The 21,352-nt window shown below is 72.8% G+C and carries 18 protein-coding genes; 13 read left to right on the forward strand and 5 right to left on the reverse strand.

The window, feature by feature from the left end; all coding sequences use genetic code 11:
- The 3 genes from L615_RS23560 to L615_RS19995 all read left to right on the forward strand — a co-directional run.
- On the forward strand, positions 1-446 hold a 446-nt coding region (locus L615_RS23560; protein ID WP_222430634.1), incomplete at its 5' end, for a hypothetical protein.
- Positions 447-504: 58 nt separating this feature from the next.
- A complete protein-coding gene (gene gmd / locus L615_RS19990) occupies positions 505-1,491 on the forward strand; it encodes a GDP-mannose 4,6-dehydratase (protein ID WP_028654705.1) in 987 nt (328 codons plus the stop codon).
- A gap of 22 nt (positions 1,492-1,513) precedes the next feature.
- Positions 1,514-2,578, forward strand: coding sequence for a glycosyltransferase (locus tag L615_RS19995; RefSeq protein WP_028654706.1), 1,065 nt, complete (start codon positions 1,514-1,516; stop codon positions 2,576-2,578).
- A gap of 269 nt (positions 2,579-2,847) precedes the next feature.
- Here L615_RS19995 and L615_RS20000 read toward each other — a convergent pair whose 3' ends face one another.
- Positions 2,848-3,717, reverse strand: coding sequence for a sulfotransferase domain-containing protein (locus tag L615_RS20000; RefSeq protein ID WP_028654707.1), 870 nt, complete (start codon positions 3,715-3,717; stop codon positions 2,848-2,850).
- Between the two features lie 171 nt (positions 3,718-3,888).
- Here L615_RS20000 and L615_RS20005 point away from each other — a divergent pair, with 171 nt between their 5' ends.
- From L615_RS20005 to L615_RS20035, 7 genes are all read left to right on the forward strand, one after another.
- Complete coding sequence (locus L615_RS20005) at positions 3,889-5,187, forward strand: hypothetical protein (protein WP_028654708.1); 1,299 nt, start codon at positions 3,889-3,891, stop codon at positions 5,185-5,187.
- A gap of 88 nt (positions 5,188-5,275) precedes the next feature.
- Positions 5,276-5,950: a CatB-related O-acetyltransferase gene (locus tag L615_RS24620; protein WP_051485499.1), complete on the forward strand. Its 675-nt coding sequence runs from the start codon at positions 5,276-5,278 to the stop codon at positions 5,948-5,950.
- Positions 5,951-5,956: 6 nt separating this feature from the next.
- Positions 5,957-7,144: a hypothetical protein gene (locus L615_RS20015; RefSeq protein ID WP_145726246.1), complete on the forward strand. Its 1,188-nt coding sequence runs from the start codon at positions 5,957-5,959 to the stop codon at positions 7,142-7,144.
- A gap of 118 nt (positions 7,145-7,262) precedes the next feature.
- Positions 7,263-8,243, forward strand: a complete 981-nt coding sequence (locus tag L615_RS20020) for an NAD-dependent epimerase/dehydratase family protein (protein WP_028654710.1) — start codon at positions 7,263-7,265, stop codon at positions 8,241-8,243.
- Positions 8,244-8,259: 16 nt separating this feature from the next.
- Positions 8,260-9,450 (forward strand): glycosyltransferase family 4 protein, encoded by a 1,191-nt coding sequence (locus L615_RS20025; protein WP_028654711.1) that lies wholly within the window; start codon positions 8,260-8,262, stop codon positions 9,448-9,450.
- Positions 9,447-10,205, forward strand: a complete 759-nt coding sequence (locus tag L615_RS20030) for a hypothetical protein (RefSeq protein ID WP_145726247.1) — start codon at positions 9,447-9,449, stop codon at positions 10,203-10,205. Before L615_RS20025 ends, L615_RS20030 begins: the two co-directional genes overlap by 4 nt.
- Positions 10,206-10,928 carry a sugar transferase gene (locus L615_RS20035; protein WP_145726248.1) on the forward strand — a complete coding sequence of 241 codons (723 nt, stop codon included), beginning with the start codon at positions 10,206-10,208 and terminating at the stop codon, positions 10,926-10,928.
- Between the two features lie 300 nt (positions 10,929-11,228).
- On the opposite strand, the gene L615_RS20040 is transcribed toward L615_RS20035, so the two are convergent.
- From L615_RS20040 to L615_RS20050, 3 genes are all read right to left on the reverse strand, one after another.
- Positions 11,229-12,164 (reverse strand): UDP-glucuronic acid decarboxylase family protein, encoded by a 936-nt coding sequence (locus L615_RS20040; protein ID WP_028654714.1) that lies wholly within the window; start codon positions 12,162-12,164, stop codon positions 11,229-11,231.
- 1 nt (position 12,165) lies between these two features.
- Complete coding sequence (locus tag L615_RS20045) at positions 12,166-13,590, reverse strand: O-antigen ligase (RefSeq protein WP_145726249.1); 1,425 nt, start codon at positions 13,588-13,590, stop codon at positions 12,166-12,168.
- A gap of 122 nt (positions 13,591-13,712) precedes the next feature.
- Complete coding sequence (locus tag L615_RS20050; RefSeq protein WP_145726250.1) at positions 13,713-13,988, reverse strand: MoaD/ThiS family protein; 276 nt, start codon at positions 13,986-13,988, stop codon at positions 13,713-13,715.
- Between the two features lie 127 nt (positions 13,989-14,115).
- Between L615_RS20050 and L615_RS20055 the strand changes: the two genes are divergently transcribed.
- Entirely contained in the window at positions 14,116-14,850 is a 735-nt protein-coding gene (locus L615_RS20055; protein WP_145726251.1) for a response regulator transcription factor, read from the forward strand.
- A gap of 10 nt (positions 14,851-14,860) precedes the next feature.
- On the opposite strand, the gene L615_RS20060 is transcribed toward L615_RS20055, so the two are convergent.
- On the reverse strand, positions 14,861-16,453 hold the full coding sequence (locus tag L615_RS20060; RefSeq protein WP_145726252.1) for an FMN-binding glutamate synthase family protein: 1,593 nt from the start codon (positions 16,451-16,453) through the stop codon (positions 14,861-14,863).
- Positions 16,454-16,571: 118 nt separating this feature from the next.
- Here L615_RS20060 and mshD point away from each other — a divergent pair, with 118 nt between their 5' ends.
- Together mshD and L615_RS20070 are read left to right on the forward strand one after the other, a co-directional pair.
- Entirely contained in the window at positions 16,572-17,441 is an 870-nt protein-coding gene (gene mshD, locus L615_RS20065) for a mycothiol synthase (RefSeq protein ID WP_261376781.1), read from the forward strand.
- Between the two features lie 30 nt (positions 17,442-17,471).
- Positions 17,472-21,352, forward strand: a 3,881-nt coding sequence (locus L615_RS20070; protein WP_396954778.1) for a hypothetical protein, incomplete at its 3' end; no start/stop codon positions are given.

Genomic DNA, 21,352 nt, shown 5'->3' on the forward strand with positions numbered 1-21,352 from the left:
CGTCGTCCGGGATCTACTCCGACCCGCGGCGCGACCCGTCGCTGGTGATGGGCGAGTACGCCGTGATCACCACTGCGCACGACCTCGACGTCACCGACCGGATCGAGCTGGGCAAGCAGGCGGCGATCGCGGGCTTCCGCTCGGCGATCCTGACCCACAACCTCAACCTGGTCACCGACCGGTTCGGGAGCAGCAAGGTGACCCTCGGCGACTACGGCGTGCTGATGTCGGGCTGCACGCTGCAGAGCGGCACGAACGTGCCGGCGCGCTCGATCGTGTCCGCCGGCTCGGTGGTGGCCACCAAGCTGAACGCCGAGCTGACCCTCTACCGCGGCAACCCGGCGGAGCCGGTGCGCGAGCTGCCGGAGCGGCTGAAGTTCTTCCACCGCGAGGGCCGCCAGGCGCAGATCGAGGCCGAGGTCAGGCGCTGGATGGAGAAGTCCTGAGCGTCGAACCTGCGGACGGCCGGAAAAGTCCGGCGACCTCGCGCTAGGGTCACCGCCCATGAAGCGCGCGCTGATCACCGGCATCACCGGGCAGGACGGTTCCTACCTGGCCGAGCTCCTCCTCGAGAAGGGCTACGAGGTGCACGGCCTGGTCCGGCGCCACTCCACGCTCAACCGGTCGCGGATCGACCACCTGGGCGGCACACCCGACCTGCACCTGCACTACGGCGACCTCACCGACGGCGTGAGCCTGGTGAACCTGGTGCGCGACATCGAGCCGCACGAGGTCTACAACCTCGGCGCGCAGAGCCACGTGAAGGTGTCCTTCGAGCTCCCCGAGTACACCGCGAACACCGACGCGGTCGGCACGCTGCGCCTGCTCGAGGCGATCCGGGCGTCCGGGATCGACTGCCGGTTCTACCAGGCGTCCACGTCGGAGATGTTCGGCGCCACCCCGCCGCCGCAGGACGAGCGCACGGTGTTCTACCCGCGCTCGCCGTACGGCGCCGCCAAGCTCTACTCGCACTGGGTGACGGTGAACTACCGCGAGGCCTACGACCTCTTCGCCGTCTCCGGCATCCTCTTCAACCACGAGTCGCCGCGCCGTGGCGAGTCGTTCGTGACCCGCAAGATCACCCTCGGCGTCGCGTCGATCAAGCTCGGCATCACCGACCACCTCACCCTGGGCAACCTCGACGCGGTCCGCGACTGGGGCTACGCCAAGGAGTACGTCGAGGGCATGTGGCGGATGCTGCAGCACGACGAGCCGCAGGACTACGTGCTCGCCACCGGCATCGGCACGACCGTGCGGGAGTTCTGCGAGTACGCCTTCAGCCACGCCGGCCTCAACTGGGAGGACCACGTCCGCTACGACCAGTCCTACGAGCGCCCGACCGAGGTCGACGCGCTCATCGGCGACGCGTCCAAGGCACGCGAGGTGCTCGGCTGGAAGCCCAGCACCGACGCCAAGGGCCTGGCCGAGCTGATGGTCGACGCCGACATCGACCAGCTCGGCCGGCTGGTCGCCCACAAGCGGGAGGGCTGAGCCCGCGGCGCGGGCTGCTGCGATGAAGATCCTCATCGACGCGATGGCCGCCGAGTTCGGCGGCATCCGGACCCTCGTCGACGCGGTGCTGGCGCAGTGGCACGACGTCTACCCCGACGACGAGCTCCACGTCGCCGTGCCCGCCGACTCCTCGATCGGCGCGGGCACGCCGCACACGCTGCACAAGCTCCCCGTGCCGCGCCCGTACGTCGTCGGGCGGCCGTGGGCGCAGACCACGCGGATGCGCTCGCTCGCGCGACGCCTGCGCCCGGACGCGGTGCTGGCCACCGCCCCGACGACCTCGGTCCTCTCGCTGGGCCCCGGGCGGCTCGCGACGATCATCCTCGACCTGCGCCACGAGCTGCGGCCCGAGCAGTTCAGCCGCGGCCGGCGGCTGATCCGCGCGGTCTCCTACGGCCGGACCTACCAGATGGCGGACGCCTTCGTCGCGATCTCGCAGCGCAGCCTCGACGACCTGCACCGCCTGCACCCGTCGACCGCCCGCAAGCCCGCGGTGGTCGCCCACCTCGGCGCCGACCACGTGCGCGACTGGCCCGCGCCGGACCGCACCGGCCCGGCGGTGTCCTTCGCGCACCACACGAACAAGAACCCCGACCTGCTGCTCGACGCCTGGGCCGACCTCGTCGCCCGCGGCGCGGACGCACCCCCGTTGCTCGTGCTCGGCGTCGGCAACGCCCGCAGGCCCGCCCTGCAGGCGGCGATCGAGGAGCGCGGAATCGCCCACGTCGTGGAGCTGGCGCCCTTCCTGCCGGACGACGAGTTCCAGCAGGTGATCGCCTCCGCCCGGATGGTGGTCTTCCCGAGCGACTTCGAGGGCTTCGGCCTGCCGACCGTCGAGGGGATGGCGCTCGGCAAGCCCGTGGTCATCGGCCCCGAGCCCGCCTGCCTCGAGGTCGCCGGCGGCCACGCGACCGTGATGGCCGACTGGACCCCCGCCGCGCTCGCCGAGGCCGTGCTGCGGGCCGGGTCGATGGACGAGGCGGAGCTGGCCGCTGCCCGGGAGTGGGCGGAGACGTTCACGTGGGAGCGCACCATCCGTCGTACCCGGGGTGCGCTGGAGGGGTAGGGGCGCTCGGCCCGGGCCTGGCGGGGTCGGGAATCACCTCTCCAGAGGTGATTCCTGCGCTTCCTGACCGTTGCAACGGTCAGGAAGTGCCAGGAGCGGTCAGGAAGTCCGCGCTGCACGAGGCGCGACGCGGACGGTCACACCTGTCCCATGCGTCGCAAGAATCACCGCTTCCGTGGTGATTCCCGACCCGGTCGACCACGGCAAGGGCCACCACCCCGGGAACCGGCCAGCAGGTACGACGCCCGGCCGGCCCGCGACCAGGCGGCTCAGGCCGGCTCGTAGCCCAGCAGCTCGACCAGGCCGGGGGCGACCTCCTCGATCGCCTTGTGGTGCTCGGGCTTGAACACGTCCTGGTAGCGCGAGGCGCGGCTGCGGTAGTGCGACTCGCTGTCCGGGCTGCGCTGGGCGAGGTCCTTGGCGCGCAGCGCGTCCTTGGACGTGTCGCGCAGCAGGGTGGCCAGGTCGGCCTCGGACAGCTCGATGCCGCAGTGCTCGAGCATCGCCCGCACGACGGCCTCGGAGTCGCGGGCGACGTCCTCGAGGCGGAAGCGGGCGACGTCCGGGTCGTCGGCGCCGACCCAGGAGGCCATGGCGGCGAAGTGGCCGCCACACAGCGAGATGATCCTCAGCAGCGCCTCGTCCATCGACATCTGCTTCAGCTCCAGGCGCAGCCGCTCGGCCTCCTCGAGGTGGGTGGGCCGGTGCGTCTCGACGGCCGACCAGTAGCCGGACACGACGACGTTGCGCGGGTCGCGGCCCAGGTAGACCACCTTGTGCGGGTGGCGCTTCGGCAGCGCGAGGTAGTCCTGGTAGGTGCCGTAGAAGCCGGGCACGTAGGTGCCCGCCGGGAAGCCGTTGCGCGGCGGGGTGAGCTCGTAGTCGAGCTGCGGCAGGGTCAGCAGGCCGGTCTGCGCGCGCACGACCGGGTGGTCGAAGAGCGCCTTGATCCACTGGCTGCCGGCCTTCTGCGGGCCAGCGGCGATGATCGTGCCGGGGTCCGGGACCGCGTCGCGCGCAGTCAGCACGCGACCGCGTCCGCGGGCGGCGAGGTGCACCGCGCGCTTGACGGCCGTGCGGGCCGGCGGCCAGTTGACGGTACGTGCGGCCCACTCGCGTGGGTCGAGGGAGGTCGACATGGGTTGTGCTTCCTTCTCGTCACCGGGACACCGGCCGACACCGTAGCCCTTTGGCCGCCCGCTCGTAGAGTAAAGCGGGAACCGGCAGCCCAGCCGCAGCCCGCCGCGGGCACCGCGCGGCCACCATTCCGACCGCGAGGGGACACGTTGCACGACGGCGCCGGTCGACGGTTGAGCCTCATCACCATCGACCAGATCATCTCCGGAGCCTCGAACGTCATCGTCGCGCTGCTCTCGGCCCACCTGCTCGGCGTGGAGGCCTTCGGCTACTTCGGCCTGCTGATCATCATCTTGTCGGTCGGGCTGGGCGTGACGCGCTCGCTCGTCGGCGACCCGGTGATGGTCCACCCCGACGACGCCCGCGAGCGGCCGGGGGCGCCGATCGGCGCCGCCCTGATCGTGGGTACGGCGATGGGCGTGGCGTTCGCGGTCGTCGCGCTCGTGCTCTTCGTGACCGACCTGCCGCTCGCCGCGGAATCGCTGGTCGTCGCGATCGGCATCCCCGCCCTGCTGCTGCACGACCTGGGCCGCTACCTCGGCTTCGCGACGCAGCGGCCGTCGTACTCGCTGGTCCTCGACACCGTCTGGCTGGTGCTGATCGCGGTGGCCATGACGACCCTCGTGCTGCTCGACGAGGTGACCCTGCTGTGGTTCGTGGTCGCCTGGGTCGGCACCGGTGCCACCGCGGCGACGCTGGTCTTCGTCCAGCACGGGCCGCCCGCACGTGGCGGCCTGGCCTGGCTGCGTGAGCGCTGGCCGTACTCGTGGCGCTTCCTGATGTCGTTCACCGCGCTCCAGGGCGCCGCCGCCGGGTTCTCCGTCATCGTCGCGGCGGTCGCCGGTGCGCGCGCCCTCGGTGCCGTGCGCGGCGCGCTGCTGCTGATCCGCCCCTACGTCACCTTCCAGACCGCGGCCGTCGCCGCCGGCGTCGCGGAGGTGGCCAACGCCGGCAAGGACGGTCCGCCGTCGGGCACCCTGCGGCGCACGACGCTCATCGCCACCGCGATCGGCGCGGTCAACGGCGCCCTGCTGCTGGTCGTGCCGGACTCGGTCGGCCGGATCATCCTCAGCGACACGTGGGAGGCGACCGAGCCGCTGCTCGTGCCGGCCTGCGTCCAGATCCTCTGCCTCGGCCTCATCGTCGGCCCGCGGGCCCACCTCACCGGCATGCGCCGGATCAGCACCGTGGTGCGCCTCGACATCACCGCGACCTTCGGCATCGTCGCGCTCGGTGTCGTCGGCGTGTTCGTCGACGGCGCCGTCGGCGCCTACTGGGGCACGGCCGCCGGGCAGGCCGTCGCCGCCGTCGCCTGGTGGATCGCGGTCAGCGCGGTCCGCGGCCCGGCCGGAGACCCTGAGGGCACCGGTGGCACCACGGGGGACGGAGGCACCAGCGGAGCCGAGGACACCGGCCCGGCCGGCGCCACGGCCGGGGGCCCGCCCGGCAGCGAGAACCGTTCGCCTGCGTGACCCGTCAGCCTCCTTTACGTTGGTAGGAGCGCGGACGCACACCCCCACGACGGCGTCCTCGATCCCGAAAGGGTGAGCGAACTTGCTCATGTACTTCCTGCGCTGGCTCAAGCACGCTCTGCTGCGCGGCCACGACGCCGTGGTCGGCTCCAACCTCGCCGTGGTGAACCGGCTCAGGCGCGCCGGCCGCCTCGAGATCGGCGCGCACTGCTACAGCCTGCCGATCATCAAGTACTACGAGCACGAGGACAGCAAGCTCGTCGTGGGCAAGTACAGCCCGCTGTCGGAGACCGCGATCGTCATGCTCGGCGGCGAGCACCCCAGCGACACGGTCAGCCAGTTCCCGTTCCGGATCCACTTCCGGATGCCCGGCGCGGGCCAGGACGGCAACCCGGTGCCCTCGACGGACACCGTGATCGGCTCCGACGTCCTCGTCTACCAGCGCGCCTTCATCCGCGGCGGCGTGACGATCGGCCACGGCGCGATCGTGGCGTCGAACGCCGTGGTGACCAAGGACGTCCCGCCGTACGCCATCGTCGGCGGCAACCCCGCACGGGTCATCCGCTACCGATACACCGAGGAGCAGATCGCCGAGCTCCTCGACATCGCGTGGTGGGACTGGTCCGACGAGGAGGTCAAGGAGGCCGTCCCGTTGCTGACCGGCAAGGACGTCGACGCCTTCATCGCGTGGGCCCGTGAGCGCCACCCGCGCACGACGCCCGCGCCGCTCGAGTCGGCTGCCCCCGGCACGGCGGCGAGGTAGGTCCTGATGAGCACGACCTACGTCACCATCCTCGCGACGAACTACCTCCCCAAGGCGCTGGCGCTCGCCGACAGCCTCCAGGAGCACGAGGGCGCCGAGCTCACCGTGCTGCTCATCGACGCCGAGCACGCCGAGGACCACGACCTGCCGGACATCCCCGGCGTGCGCATCGTCGGCACCGACTTCCTCGGCCTCGACCGCCGCCAGGTGCTGGCGCTGGCCACCTACTACGACCTCGTCGAGTTCGCCACCGCGATCAAGCCGCTCGTCTTCAAGCGTCTCCTCGAGGAGAGCGAGCACGTCTTCTACCTCGACCCGGACACCTTCGCCGTGTCCGCGATGCCCGAGCTCCTCCCCGAGCTGCAGGCCAGCGAGGGCGGCATCCTGCTGACGCCGCACTTCCTGCACCCGCTGCCGCCGGACGCCCCGGTCAGCGAGGGGCACCTGCTGACCGTCGGTGTCTTCAACCTCGGCTTCGGCGGCTTCGACCGTCGCGCGGTCGAGGCGCTCGACTGGTGGTGGGCCCGCCTGGAGTGGGAGTGCCTGTTCGACTACCTCAGCGCCCTCTTCGTCGACCAGAAGTGGATGGACGTCGGCGCCGACCTGTTCCGCGCCCGCAGCTTCCGCCACCACGGCTACAACGTCGGCGTGGTCAACCTGCACGAGCGGCCGCTGGCGCTCGACGCGGACGGGTTCGCGATCGCCGGCACCGGTGAGCCACTGCGCCTCTTCCACTTCCACGCCTTCGACACCAGCCGGCCCGAGGAGCTCTCGACCCGGTTCGACATGTCGACGGCGCACATGCGCACCGAGAGCGCGGCGGTCGACGCGCTGTGCAAGGAGTACGCCGCCGCGGTCAGCAAGTGGGAGGCGTCCCTCCCGCCGGCCCCGGCCTACCGCTACCACCACGACACCACCGGTCGCCGCATCCCACGACAGCTGCGCCGCGCCTGGCGCGCCGAGGCACGCGCCGGGGGCACGCCTCCCCTGCCGTTCCTCCCCGAGGAGGCCGAGGCGTGGGAGCGGTGGCGCCGCCGCGCGTGGAAGGCCGTTGCCCGCGAGCTGTCCGGCGACGCCGCCAAGAGCGCCCGGATGTCCATGCCCGAGGAGTTCGGGCGGCTGAAGGAGCGCTTCCCCGGCCTCGTCGGCAAGGTCCGCTCGAAGGTGGTCGGGCGCGGAGGAATGTGGGGCTGAGACCCCCGACGCCGTCGCCCGGCACGTGACCAGACGGCGTTCCACTCGTTGGCAAGGACATCGCGGGGGCGTTGGGCGATGTTCGAGACAGACTTGTTTTTCCTGAGGAGATGACTGCATGAACGCGCACGTCGACGTCCTGGTCGCCGGTGGCGGCGGCTTCATCGGCGGCCACCTGGTCGCCGACCTGCTCGCGCAGGGCAAGACCGTCCGGTCGGTCGACGTCAAGCCGCTCGACGAGTGGTACCAGGTCCACCCGGACGCCGAGAACGTCGTCGGCGACCTCTCCCTCCTCGAGGAGGCGGAGAAGGCAACCAGGGGTGCGCGCGAGGTCTACATGCTCGCCGCCGACATGGGCGGCATGGGCTTCATCGAGAACAACAAGGCGCTGTGCATGCTGACGGTGCTGACCAGCACCCACATGCTCCAGGCCGCGCAGAAGTACGACGTCGAGCGCTACTTCTACTCCTCCTCGGCCTGCGTCTACGCCGCCGACAAGCAGACCGACCCGTCGGTGACCGCCCTCAAGGAGTCCGACGCCTACCCGGCCATGCCCGAGGACGGCTACGGCTGGGAGAAGCTCTTCACCGAGCGCATGGCCCGCCACTTCCGCGAGGACTTCGGGCTGCAGACCCGTGTCGCCCGCTACCACAACGTCTACGGCCCGGAGGGCACGTGGACCGGCGGCCGCGAGAAGGCTCCCGCCGCGGTGTGCCGCAAGATCGCGGAGGCCGTCATCTCCGGCAAGCACGAGCTCGAGATCTGGGGCGACGGCGAGCAGACCCGCAGCTTCATGTACATCGACGACTGCGTGAAGGGCTCCCAGATGATCCTGGGCAGCGACCACCTCGAGCCGATCAACCTCGGCTCCGCCGAGCTCGTCACGATCAACCAGCTCTACTCGATCGTCGAGGACATCGCCGGCATCAAGTGCGAGCGCAAGTACGACCTCTCCGCGCCGCAGGGCGTGCGCGGGCGCAACTCGGACAACACCGAGATCAAGCGCGTCTTCGACTGGGAGCCGTCGATCAGCCTCGCCGACGGCCTGGCGAAGACCTACGCCTGGGTCTACGACCAGGTCAAGCGGGCGCAGGGCTGAGGGGCCCCGCAGCGGCGTGCGCATCCTCGTCCACGACTACTCCGGGCACCCGTTCCAGGTCGAGCTCAGCCGTGAGCTCGCCCGGCGCGGGCACGCGGTGACCCACTCCTACTGCCCGGGCTGGGTGTCCGGGAAGGGCCACCTGGTCGCCGAGCCCGGCGAGACCCTCGTCTTCGACCCGGTCGGGCCGACCGAGCCGATCGCCAAGGACCGCTTCGTCCGCCGCGTGCTGCTCGAGGCCCGGGTGGGCTGGGAGCTGCTGCGGCAGGTCCGCCGCACCCGCGCCCAGACGGCGATGCTGTCGAACGCGCAGATCCCCACGCTCGTCGTGTTCGCGCTCGGCATGATGCTGCTGCGCCGTCCGTGGGTGCTGTGGCACCAGGACGTCTACGCGGTCGCCGTGAAGTCCTTCGCCGGCGACAAGCTCGGCCGGATGTTCCGGCTGGTCGCGGCGGTGTTCAGCATCGCCGAGCGCTGGGTGTCCCGCCGCTCGGCGGCCGTCGTGGTGATCGCCCCGTCGTTCGTGCCGGTCCACGAGGAATGGGGCACGGCCGACAAGGTCACCGTGATCCCGAACTGGGCGCCGCTCGACGAGATCCAGCCGGTCGCCCGCAAGAACGACTGGGCGATCGAGCAGGAGCTCGACGACACCCAGACCCTCCTCTACTCCGGCACCCTGGGGCTCAAGCACAACCCGGCCCTGCTCGTCGGCCTGGCCCGCCAGGTCATCGACGCCGGCCGCCCGGTGCGCCTGGTGGTGGTCAACGAGGGCCCCGCGGTCGAGGTGATCCGCGCCGAGGCCGAGCGCCTCGACGTCCCGGTGACCCTGCTCCCGTTCCAGCCGTACGAGCGGCTCTCCGAGGTGCTCGGCAGCGGCGACATCCTCGTCGTGCTGCTCGAGCAGCAGGCGGGCGCCTTCTCGGTGCCGTCGAAGACGTTGTCCTACCTGTGCGCCGGCCGCCCGGTGCTCGGCATGATGCCGTCGGAGAACCTCGCCGCTGCGCTCGTCAACCGCGCCGGCGGCCTCGTGGTGCCGCCCGCAGAGGACGCCCTCCCCCGCGCCGCCGCGTGGGCCGCCGACGTGCTCGCCGACGTCGAGGTGCGCGACGAGCTGGGCGAGGCGTCCCGCGACCTCGCCGAGCTGGAGTTCGCGCTCAAGGGGTGCGCCGACCGGTTCGAGGAGATCCTCGAGCGGAGCAGCCGATGACCGGCTCTCCCGTCGTCCTGGTCGGACCGAAGACCCGCCTCGGCCGTGAGGTGGTCGCCCAGCTCGACGGCGCGCCCGTGCTCGCCATCGCCCGTGACGCGCTCGACGCGTCCCAGGTCGCCGAGATCCCCGGGCTGACCCCGGCCGACGTCGTCGACGCCTCCACCCGCGACCTCGCCCCGCGCGTCACCGACCTCGGCAGGGGGCCACTGCGCGTGGTCGTTGCCGCGCTCGGCCCGGTCCACCCGGAGACCCCGCGGACGTCGTACGACGCCTGCGGGGTGGTGCGCGACCTCGGGTTCGTCAAGCAGGTCGTCGCCGCGGGCCGGCCGGTGCGCATCGTGTTCGTCTCCACCGTGCTGGCCCTGGCCCCCGGCCCCGACCGGCGCTACTACGGCGGGTGGAAGTCCGTCGTGGAGCAGCAGCTCCAGCAGCTCGTCGATGAGTGCTGCGCCGCCGGCGGCGACGCCACCTTGTCGGTGCTCTACCCGGGCCGGCTGGTGGACGCCGCCGAGCGCCGCGGGCGGCTCCGGCTGCACGCGAGCTACCAGGCCCTGGCCCGCCGGGTGCTCGCCACGTCCGCGGAGGCGCGGAGCGTGGACCGGACATTTGGCGCGGACTCTCGAATTTGGTTGATCGTGAGGAGTATCTCTTTCGCACTTCGATCGTTGACGCCTTCGACGAGACGTTCCGTGACGCCATCCCCCGAGCCCGGCGTGACGGAGAGATCCCTTTCCGGGGAAGGTGGGTACTAGATGCGGACGAAGCGCGTGTTCGACCTGTTCGTAGCCGTGACCGCAGCCATCGCCTGGGTGCCCGTGCTGCTGGGTGCCAGCCTCATGGTCCTGCTGATGTCGGGCCGCCCGGTGTTCTACCGGTCGAGCCGGTGGGTGCGGAACGGCGAGATGGTCCGGACGATCAAGTTCCGGACGATGGTCAAGAACGCCGACAAGCTCGTGAACCGCACGACGGTCCCCGTCGAGGGCGTCCGGTTCCTCAACATCCCGCCGGACTCCCCGCTCTACACCCGTCCGGGCCGGATCCTGGAGGGCCTCGGCCTGACCGAGATCCCGCAGCTGATCCACGTGCTGCGTGGCGAGATGAGCATCGTCGGCAACCGTCCGCTGCCGGACGCCGTGATGAAGTGCCTGCGTGAGGAGTTCCCCTACGCCGACGACCGCTTCCTCACCCCGGCCGGCCTGACCGGCCCGGTCCAGCTCGTCGGCCGCGACTCGCTCAGCGACTCCGAGCGGCTGCGGATCGAGGGCGCCTACTGCCGCGCGGTGCTGCACGGCTACCGCCTGCGCCTCGACTTCACCGTCCTGCTCTCCACGGTGCTGATCGTCGCCCACCTCAAGAAGCCGCTGGACTACCAGGGCGTCATGGACCTCATCGACCGCCACACCCGGCAGCCGCGCCTGCGCAGCCGCCGCGAGATCCTCGTCGAGGACGCCATCCCGTCCTCCGACGTCGCCTGAGGCCCACCCCGCACCTGCACGAGAGGCCGTCGCCCCGAGGGGGCGGCGGCCTCTTGTCATGTCCGGGTACGCCGCGACCCGGCCCTGCCGCCGGTGGTTGAGGTGCGAGGCCGCCCGCGGCCGAGCCCCGAAACCACCGGCCCGACCCACCGGACTGTCACCGCCACAGCCCGCCCGAGCGCCCCGGAGTTGGTCGCGGCGAACCCAAGGCTTGCCGCCAGACGGACTCAGCCCTCTACCGGAGCCAACCGCGACACGCTCGCGCAACAGGGGCGAGCACAACAGGCACCGCGCTTGCGGCTACAGGCTCAAACGATGCTTGAAGTAGTCGATCGTCTCCCGCAGCCCGTCCTCGAGCGCGACGGTCGGCTCCCAGTCCAGCTCCTTGCGGGCCAGGCTGATGTCGGGGCGGCGCTGGCGCGGGTCGTCGGAGGGCAGCGGCCGGTGCTCGATGCGCGAGCGGCCGCCGACGAGCCGGATGACGGCCTCGGCGAGCTCGAGCATGGTGTTCTCGGTCGGGTTGCCGACGTTGACCGGGCCGGTGAAGTCGGCCGGGCTCTCCATCAGCCGCCACATGCCCTCGATCAGGTCGTCGACGTAGCAGAAGCTGCGGGTCTGCTGGCCGTCGCCGTAGATGGTGATCGGCTCGCCGCGCAGGGCCTGGACGATGAAGTTGCTGACGACGCGGCCGTCGTCGGGGTGCATCCGCGGACCGTAGGTGTTGAAGATCCGCATCACCTTGATCTCGAGCGAGTGCTGGCGCCAGTAGTCGAAGAACAGGGTCTCGGCGGCGCGCTTGCCCTCGTCGTAGCAACTGCGGATGCCGATGGGGTTGACCTTGCCCCAGTACTCCTCGACCTGCGGGTGCACCTCGGGGTCGCCGTACACCTCACTGGTGCTGGCCTGCAGGATCCGGGCGCGCACCCGCTTGGCGAGGCCGAGCATGTTGATCGCGCCGTGGACGCTGGTCTTGGTGGTCTGCACGGGGTCACGCTGGTAGTGGATCGGCGACGCCGGGCAGGCGAGGTTGTAGATGCGGTCGACCTCGACGTACAGCGGGAACGTGACGTCGTGGCGCATGAGCTCGAAGCGGTGGCTGTCGAGCAGCTGGACGATGTTGTCCTTGGTGCCCGTGTAGTAGTTGTCGACGCAGAGGACGTCGTGGCCCTCGGCCACGAGCCGGTCGCAGAGGTGGGAGCCGAGGAACCCGGCGCCTCCGGTCACGAGCACCCGCATGTCAGTTCCTCGCCATCGTGTCGGTGGTGTCGGTGGTGTCGGTGGTCTCGGTGGTGTCGGTGGTCCCGGCGGCGTCGGCCCCGCCCGGGCCGGCCAGCGCGGTCGAGCGCGCCCTGTCGGGGTGGTCGTCGCCCCAGTCGGCCGCGGCGACCCAGCACACGGCCGCCAGGCACATCGGGATCCACAGGGTGCGGTCGTAGAGGCTGGGGATCAGCAGGCCCCAGCCCAGGTAGCCCCACACCGTGTAGCAGAGCCGGCGGTAGGGCACGTCCTCGAACAGCGGCCGGGCGAGCGAGAACATCACCATGAGGAAGCCGACGAGGCCGAAGATGCCGATGCCGACCGCGGCCTGCAGCACGTTGTTGTGGATCTCGAACAGGTCGATCAGGCCCTCGCCGAAGAACGGGCTCTCCCAGAACCTGCTGAGGCCGTCGCGCAGGCCCTCGGAGCGGGCGATGTCGGAGCCCGACGCGGACCCGCCGCCGAGGAGGCGGTCGATCGCAGAGGCGTTGCCGGTGATCTCGAGGAGGTACGGCGCCGCGGCCACCACCGTCGCTCCGACGAGCGCGTAGAAGAAGCCGGTGATGGCCGAGCGCTCCACGATGGGGATCATCAGCACGAGGACGGCCACGATGATCGTCGCGCCACGGCTGCCGCTGAACAGGATCGAGATCCCGCACATGGCGGCCGCACCCATGACCGCTGTCCTGAGCAGCCAGTGCTGGTACTCGAAGAACAGGAACATCAGCAGCGCGATCGCCATGATCGCGGCCTCGGCGAAGTAGTTCGGGTGGTTGGTCATCCCGAAGTGGCGTCCCTGCGGCGTGATGCCGCCGGTGACGATGCCGCCGGCCCAGCTGGCGATGTGCCCGGCGACGTAGGTCCAGGCGAGGAAGTGGATGACGCGGCGGGCCGGGCGCCACAGCAGGATCCCGATCGGGAACGCGGTCATCACGATCAGCCAGAAGATCAGCGCGAAGGCGCTCTCCAGCGATCGCTCGGAGCGGATGGTGGCGATCCACCCGAACGTGAACACGACGGTGATGCCGACGATGTACGGCAGGGGGAGCTTCAGCTTCCCGCGCAGGATCTCGGGCAGCAGGAGCGCGAAGCCGACGACGAGCAGCGCGTCGGTCGGGGTGACCGTGGCTCCCTCGGGCGCCAGGCCCTTGTAAGCGGGCGCGGTCGCGAAGGCGCCGGCGAGGGTCAGGATCCCGAGCCGCGTCGACCCGAGCACGGCCAGCAGCGCGATGTAGAGCGCGGCGCCGACGGTCACCAGCCCGACGACGAGGTCGTTGGTGGTGCCGAGGTAGACGAGGCCGACGACGAGGCCGATCGCGGCGAGCGTGACGACCGCGTTGCTGCCCGCGGGCGCGACGAAGGGCCGGGCCGCCTGCTGGGGGCGCACGGTCGTCTCGGTGGGCACTGCTCTCCTCTGGACGGCGTTCGGGCGTCGACGGGACGACCGACCTCGGGGAGTCTAGTGTCACCGGGTCCCGGATGTCGGCGCTTGCCCGTGGTGGGGCGGAACAGGTTCTCGCCGGGCCCTCAGCCGCCGGCGAACGGCGGGAGGAACTCGACGGTGTCGCCGGGCTGCACCACGACCGCGCCCGGGTCGCCGGAGGACACCGGCTGCTCGCCCACCAGCACCGAGCAGACCTTGACGACGTCGGCGAAGCGCCGGTCGTCGTGCCGGCGCACCACCTCGTCACGCAGCTCGGCCAGCGTCAGCGGCCCGCTGGCCTCGACCGCCTCCTCGGCGACGCCGGCCGCCGAGCGCGCGGCGGCCCAGTAGCGGACCCGGATGACCTCGGTCTCATTCACGGACTCGTCCTTCCCGGTTGCAACCCTGTTTCGGTATCGTCCCCCACACGAAAACCGGCCGGGGCCCAGCGTTGCGTTTCGGTCTCTCGACACGGTCCCGCCCCGCGGGTCCAGTGAGGAGACCAGGATGAGCACTCTCCTTCTGCTGACGAGCGCGCTGCAACCGTCGGCCGAGGTCCTGCCGGGGCTCGCGCTGCTGGGTCACCACGTGAAGATCCTGCCCGCCGAGGGCAGCGCACTGCTCGAGGCCCCCGACTCGGACCTGATCCTCGTCGACGGCCGGCAGGACCTGGCCGGGTCCCGCGACCTGTGCCGGCTGATCCGTACGACGGGCACCGACGTGCCGGTCATCCTCGTCGCGACCGAGGGCGGCCTCGCCGTGGTCAACCACGACTGGGGCATGGACGACGTCGTGCTGCACACCTGCGGCCCGGCGGAGCTGGAGGCACGGATCAAGCTGGCGATCGGCCGCCTGGCCGCCGCCCGCGACGCCGCCGACCCCGAGGCCCACGTGATCCGGTCCGGCGAGGTCGTGGTCGACGACGCGACGTACACCGCCAAGGTCGGCGGCCGCCCGCTGGACCTGACGTTCAAGGAGTTCGAGCTCCTCAAGTTCCTCGCCCAGCACCCGGGCCGCGTGTTCAGCCGGCAGCAGCTGCTGCAGGAGGTCTGGGGCTACGACTACTTCGGCGGCACGCGCACCGTCGACGTCCACGTCCGTCGCCTGCGCGCCAAGCTCGGGCCTGAGAACGAGACCCTCATCGGCACCGTCCGCAACGTCGGCTACCGCTTCGTGCTGCCCACCAAGGGCCCCGAGGAGGACGCCCACCGGGTCAGCGAGCGCGACGCGCAGGACGCCTGAGCCGCTCGCCTCACCGTGGGCCGGGCTGGTCCTGGCGGCGCTCGGCCTCGCGGCCCTGGGTCTCCTCGCCGCGCTCGTCGAAGTGGTCCTCGGGGTGCATGAACTTCAGGACCTCGGCCCTGAGCGCAGGACCGAGCTCGCCCCAGCCGTCCTTGTAGCCGTAGACGGAGGCCAGTGAGCGGGCCTCGTAGTCGCCGTTGAAGATGTCGACGTCCGCGCAGGTGATCAGCGACGGGTGCGGTACGCCGACCGCCGCCGAGATCCGGGTCAGCTCCTTGCGCAAGGTGCGCAGGTAGACCGCCGCCCGCTCCGCCTTCAGCGCCGGGTCGAGGCCGCGCACCAGCCAGGGGTTCTGGGTGGCGACCCCGGTCGGACAGTGGTCGGTGTGGCACTTCTGCGCCTGGATGCAGCCGATGGACAGCATCGCCTCACGGGCCACGTTGATCATGTCCGCCCCGAGCGCGAAGGCGACCACGGCGTTGTCGGGCAGGCCGAGCTTGGCCGAGCCGATGAAGGTGACGTCGTCGGTCAGGCCCAGCTCGGCGAACGTGCCGTAGACCCGCGAGAAGCCCATCCGGTAGGGCAGCGAGATCGAGTCGGCGAAGATCAGCGGCGCCGCACCGGTGCCGCCCTCGCCGCCGTCGACGGTGATGAAGTCGACGCCGCGCTGGCGCGGCTCCATCAGCCGGGCGAGCTCCTCCCAGAACTCCATCGCCCCGACCGCGGACTTGATGCCGACCGGCAGCCCGGTCTCCTCGGCCAGCATCTCGACGAAGTCCAGCATCGAGTCGACGTCGTGGAAGGCGGTGTGCCGCGAGGGCGACGCGCAGTCCTTGCCCTCCGGGATCCCGCGGATCTGGGCGATCTCCGGCGTCACCTTGGCGGCGGGCAGCAGGCCGCCGAGCCCGGGCTTGGCGCCCTGGCTGAGCTTGATCTCGATCGCACGGACCGGCGCCGAGGCGATCATCTCCTTGAGCCGCTCGAGGGAGAACTGGCCGTGCTCGTCGCGGCAGCCGAAGTAGGCGGTACCGATCTGGACGACGAGCTCGGCGCCGTTGCGGTGGTACGGCGAGATCGCGCCCTCACCGGTGTTGTGCAGGCAGCCGGCGGCGGCCGCGCCCTTGTTGAGCGCGGTGATCGCGTTCGACGACAGCGAGCCGAAGCTCATCGCCGACACGTTGACGACCGAGCCGGGGCGGAAGGCCTTCGCCCGGCCGCGGGGGCCGCCGAGCACCTTGGCGCTGGGCAGCGTCCAGTTGGCGTCGTGGTCGCTGGGCAGCTTGTCGGCGAAGGTGCGCTGCTTGATGTAGGCGTGGCCCTGGGTGTGCTCGACGTCGACGTCGGTGCCGAACCCGAAGTAGTTGTTCTGCTCCTTGCTGGACGCATAGATCCAGGTCCGCTGGTCGCGGCTGAACGGCCGCTCCTCCTCGTTGCTGGTCACGATGTACTGCCGGAGCTCCGGGCCGACCCGCTCGAGCCAGTAGCGGGCGTGCCCGATGATCGGGAAGTTCCGCCGGAGTGCGTGCTTCTTCTGGACGAGGTCCCGCACGGCCACCGCCCCCAGGGTCGCCGCCGCCCCTCCCACCGCGTGCCTGAGCCTCATGGAGCAGGTCTACAGCGCGGGGCGTCGCATGTAAACGCCTCCACCGGACCGGGCGCGGGGGCCGTAGGCGCGGGGGGTGGTGCCCCGGCCGTCCGACGGGGGTCGGTAGCGTCGCCGGGTGCCCACCGACGCCCTCCTCACCGGACCCGCCGCGCTCGACGCGATCGAGGCGGTGCGGACGGCGGCGAGCGCCCACGACGGCGCGGAGCCGCTCGACGAGGCCGCGCTGCTGCGCCTCAAGCACCACGGCCTCGACGACGTCGAGGCCTTCGTGACCGCCGACGGCTTCGCCCTGCGCCGCGGCACCGAGCTCGACCTCGTGGTCGCCCCGGACGCCCGCGGTCGGGGTCTCGGCACCCGGCTGGCCGGGCTCGCGACCGCGGCCCCTGGCCCCCTGACGGCCTGGTCCCACGGAGACCACCCTGCCGCGCGCACGCTGGCCGACCGCCTGCAGTTCGCCCGCACGCGCGAGCTGTGGGTCATGCGACGCCCCACCGTCGTACCCCTGCCGGTGGTGAGCCCGCCGGAGGGCGTGCTGATCCGCGACTACGGCGCCGGCGACGCCGACGCCCTGCTCGCCGTGAACGCCGCCGCGTTCGCCCACCACCCCGAGCAGGGGGCCCTGGACCACGAGGGCCTCGCCCAGCGCACGGCTGAGCCGTGGTTCGACCCGGCCGGGCTGCTGCTGGCCGTCGACCGCGACGGACGGCTGCTCGGCTTCCACTGGACCAAGCAGCACGACGAGCACACCGGCGAGGTGTACGTCGTCGGGATCGACCCCGCTGCCCAGGGTCGCGGCCTGGGCAAGCTGCTGACCGTCGCCGGGCTCCAGCACCTCGCCGCGCGCGGCGTGTCCGAGGTGATCCTCTACGTCGAGTCCGACAACGCCCCGGCCCGCCACGTCTACGAGCAGGTGGGCTTCACCCACGACCCGTCCGACACCCATGTCCAGTACCGCCGTGCGGACGTTTCGGAACATTCCCCGTAACTCCGTGGCCCCTGAGTAGATTTACCTTCCATGAGCTCTGTCCCTGACGACGAGCCGGGGTCGGAGGACGCCCGGCTTGCCGAGTCGCGCCCTGCGCGCGGCCGGGGACGTCGTGGACGGCTCTGGCGCCGCCACGACCAGGAGGCCCCGGTCGTCGGCGAGCTCGACGAGGACGACCTCCAGGAGCTGCTGCGCCGCAGCCACACCTCCGCCGTCGTCGACGGTGAGGACGCGCCCGCGCCGACCGAGCCCGCGACCCACGAGCCGCCGGCCGACCTGCTGGGGGACCCCGACGACACCGACGACACCGACGACACCGACGACACCGACGACATCGCCGCCCGGGTGGGCGCGCGCAGCGGTCCCGCGGCGACCGCGACGGACGACGAGGACGTGGACTGGACCGCGCTCGTCGTGCCGGACGACGTCGCCGGTGACGCTCGAGACGACCTCGTGGACCTCGTCGAGGCCGGCGACGAGGTGCCCGGCGCGGAGGAGACCCCCGAGGACGCGGCGGTCACCGAGGACGCGGGTGTCGAGGCTGGAGCAGCGGCCGCCCCCCTGGACGGTGACGAGGACGGCGACGAGGACGGCGCCGACCACACGGACGACACCGTCGGCGCCGGCACCGACGGCACCGACGAGACCGCTCCGGTCGTCGACCAGGGGCCGGAGGAGAAGGACTGGGCGGCGCTGATCGACCGCGCCGTCAACCGCGAGGAGCCCGCCCCGGTCGAGGGCGGCCTCGCCGCGCGGATGGCGCGGGTGCGCCACGAGCCGGAGGTCGCGGAGTACAACGGCGAGGCTCCGCTGGCCTGGCCGGCCCCGTCCCCGCTCGCCGATCCCGACCAGGGCACGATCGCCGGGGACGACTGGGCCGAGATCATCTCCCGCGCCACCCGGCCCGCCGTCGCGGACCCGCTGAACGACCCCATCGCCCCCGCCGCGCAGGACGAGGTGGTGCTGCCGGTCGACGCCGTCGACGAGCTGCCCGCCGCGCCGGCCCCCGACCCGCTGACCGACCCCCTCCCCGACCCGCTGACCGCGCCGATCGAGGACGTGGTCGTGGTGGACGAGGGCATCGACGACGTGGACGACGACGCTCCCCGGACGGACCCCGGCCTCGAGGCCGGGCCCGACGAGGCCCCGGCGGAGGAGACCGTCGACGAGGCCGCGCCCGCGCAGCCTGCCGCCGAGGAGCCCGCGCCGCGCCGCGGCCTCAGCGGCGACGTGGTCGACCGCAGCAGCACCGCCGAGGAGGCCGGCCAGCGCGTGATCGCGGCGGCCGTCGACGGCGGGTTCGCCGAGCCGACGCCGGTGCCCGCCCCCAAGGGCCTGGCCCGGCTGCGGCGGCGTACCTCGCCCGCAGCGGCGCCGAAGGCAGCAGCCCGCCCGCTGGCCGAGCCGGTCGAGCCGCCGATGCTCGAGGAGCGCATCCCCGACATCGACCAGGCGCCGGAGGTCCCGCGCCGGCCCGCCGAGGTGCTGGCGCAGGCCCGCGCCGAGATCGAGGCCGAGCTCGCCCCGGTCGTCGAGGCCGACGACACCACCGTCGCCGAGGAGCCGACCGAGGCGCCCGCGAACGCCGACGTGGTCGCGGCCCTTGCCGCGCGCATGCGCCGCGACGCCGAGCTGGCGGCCGCCGAGCAGGCGGCCGAGCGGCTCGCTGCCGAGGAGGCCGCGCAGCGTGCCAGCGAGGCGCGCGCCGAGGCCGACCGCCTCGCCCGCGAGCAGGCCGAGACCGCCGAGGCCGCGCACCGTGCCCGGGCCGAGGCCGAGGAGCTCGCCCGCGCCGAGGCCGAGGCTCGCGAGGCCGCCGAGCGCGCCGCCCGCGAGCGTGCCGAGCTCGCCGACGCCGAGGCCGCCCGCCGCGAGGAGGCGGAGCGCAACGCCATCGCCCAGGCCGAGCTCGCCGCGGCCGCCCACGCCGAGCGCGAGGCCGCCGAGGCGAAGGCTCGCGAGCAGGCCGAGCAGGCCGCCGCTGCCGCTGCTGCCCGCCAGGAGGCGGAGGCGCTCGCGAGCAGCTTTGCCGAGGCAGCCCGCCAGGCCCACGAGGAGCGAGCCGCTGCCGAGGAGCGGGCCCGGGTCATGGCCGAGGCCGCCGCGGTCAGCGCTGCGGAGCACGCCGAGTTCGCCCGCCGCATGCTCGAGGAGCGCGAGGCCGCCGAGCGCACCTCGGTCGAGATCGCCCAGGCCCGCGCGCTCGCCGAGGAGGCCGCCCGCCAGCAGGCTGCGCTCGCCCAGGAGGCGCACCGCGCCGCCGAGGCCGCCGAGGAGCGGGCCCGCCTGCTCGCCGAGCAGGCCGCCGCGAGCGCGGAGGAGCACGGCGCCCTGGCCCGCCAGGCCGTCGACGAGCGCGCCGCTGCCGAGGGCGCCGCTGCCGAGCACGCCCGCCTCGCCCAGGAGGCCCACCAGGCCCGGCAGGCCGCGGAGCAGGCAGCGCTGGAGCAGGCCGAGCTCGCCCGGATCGCCCTCGAGACCGCCGAGGCCGCCGAGCTGCGCTCGGAGGAGGCCGCCGCCCGCGCTGCCGAGCAGGCCGCCGCCCGCGTCGCCGCCGACGAGTCCGCCGCCGAGCAGGCCCAGCGCGCCCAGGAGGCGCACGAGGCCCGCCGGCTCGCCGAGGAGGCTGCCCGCGAGCAGCTGGAGCTGGTGCGCGAGGCACAGGCCGCCGCCGCAGCAGCCCACGACTCCGCCGCCGCCCTGGCCGAGGAGAAGAAGGCCGCGACCGAGGCCCTGGCACTGGCTGCGGAGTTCGCGGCCGAGGCCGCCCAGGCCCGCACCGAGGCCGAGGCCCGCGCCGCCAGCGCCCTCACCGAGCTGGAGCAGGCCGCCGCCGCGCACACCGCCGCCCTCGAGGAGGTCCAGGCCGAGCTGGCCCAGGCCCGCGAGGCCGCCCTCGAGCACGCCCGTGCCCGCGCCGAGGCCGAGCGTGCCGCGGCCGAGCAGGCCGAGGCTCGTGCTGCTGCCGAGGCCCGCGCGCTGGAGCTCGCCGCCGAGCGCGAGCGCGCGCTCGAGGAGGCGCTGCAGGCCCGCCTGGAGGCGGAGGCCCGCGCCACCGCCCTCGCCGAGGCCCGTATCGAGGCCGAGACCCGGGCGAGCGCGCTCGCCCAGGACCGCGACGAGGCCCTCACCGAGGCCGCCCGGGCCCGCGCCGAGGCCGAGCTCTCCACCGCCGGGCTCACCGACCAGGTGGCCCAGATCCAGGCTCGCCTGGCGGCCGGTGCCGTCCCGGTCGCCGAGGAGCCCGCCGCCGAGGAGCCCGTCGCCGAGGAGCCCGTCGCCGAGGAGGTGCCGCACGAGCCGTACCTGCTGGCGTCGTACGAGGCGGACGGGTCGGACGTCGGAGTCGTCGAGGACGACGCGACCTTCGTCGTGTCGTCGAGCGAGGTCGCCGACCCCGAGCCGGTCGCACCGGCCGTGCGCGCCGAGATCGAGCAGGCGCCGTCGCTCGTCGAGCAGTGGCGTGCCGGCGTCGAGCCGGTGGACGAGACCGACGACCTGGTCGACGTCGACGAGGCCGAGGACGTCGTGGTCGTGCGGCCGGACCTGCCGGCCCTGTGGCGCACCTCCGCGGACGCCTCCGACTCCCCCGACTCGGTGATGGACCCGGTCCTCGCGACCGACGAGCCCGTCGCCGCGGAGCTGTCGCCCCTGCACGACGCCTTCGACGAGGACGCCGCGACGGCACAGCCCGTCGTCGAGGCCGAGCCGGTCCTCGCGCCCGAGCCCGTCATCGAACCCGAGCCGGTCCTCGAACCCGAGCCGGTCCTCGAACCCGAGCCGGTCCTCGAACCCGAGCCGGTCCTCGAGGCCGAGCCCGAGGTCGTCGCCGCGGCCGAGGTCGTCACCGACGAGCCCGCCGTCGAGCCCGAGCCGGTCGCCACGGAGGAGCCGGTCGCCGCTGAGGAGCC

The organism is Nocardioides sp. J9 (assembly GCF_007829375.1).
Classification (GTDB): Bacteria; Actinomycetota; Actinomycetes; order Propionibacteriales; family Nocardioidaceae; genus Nocardioides.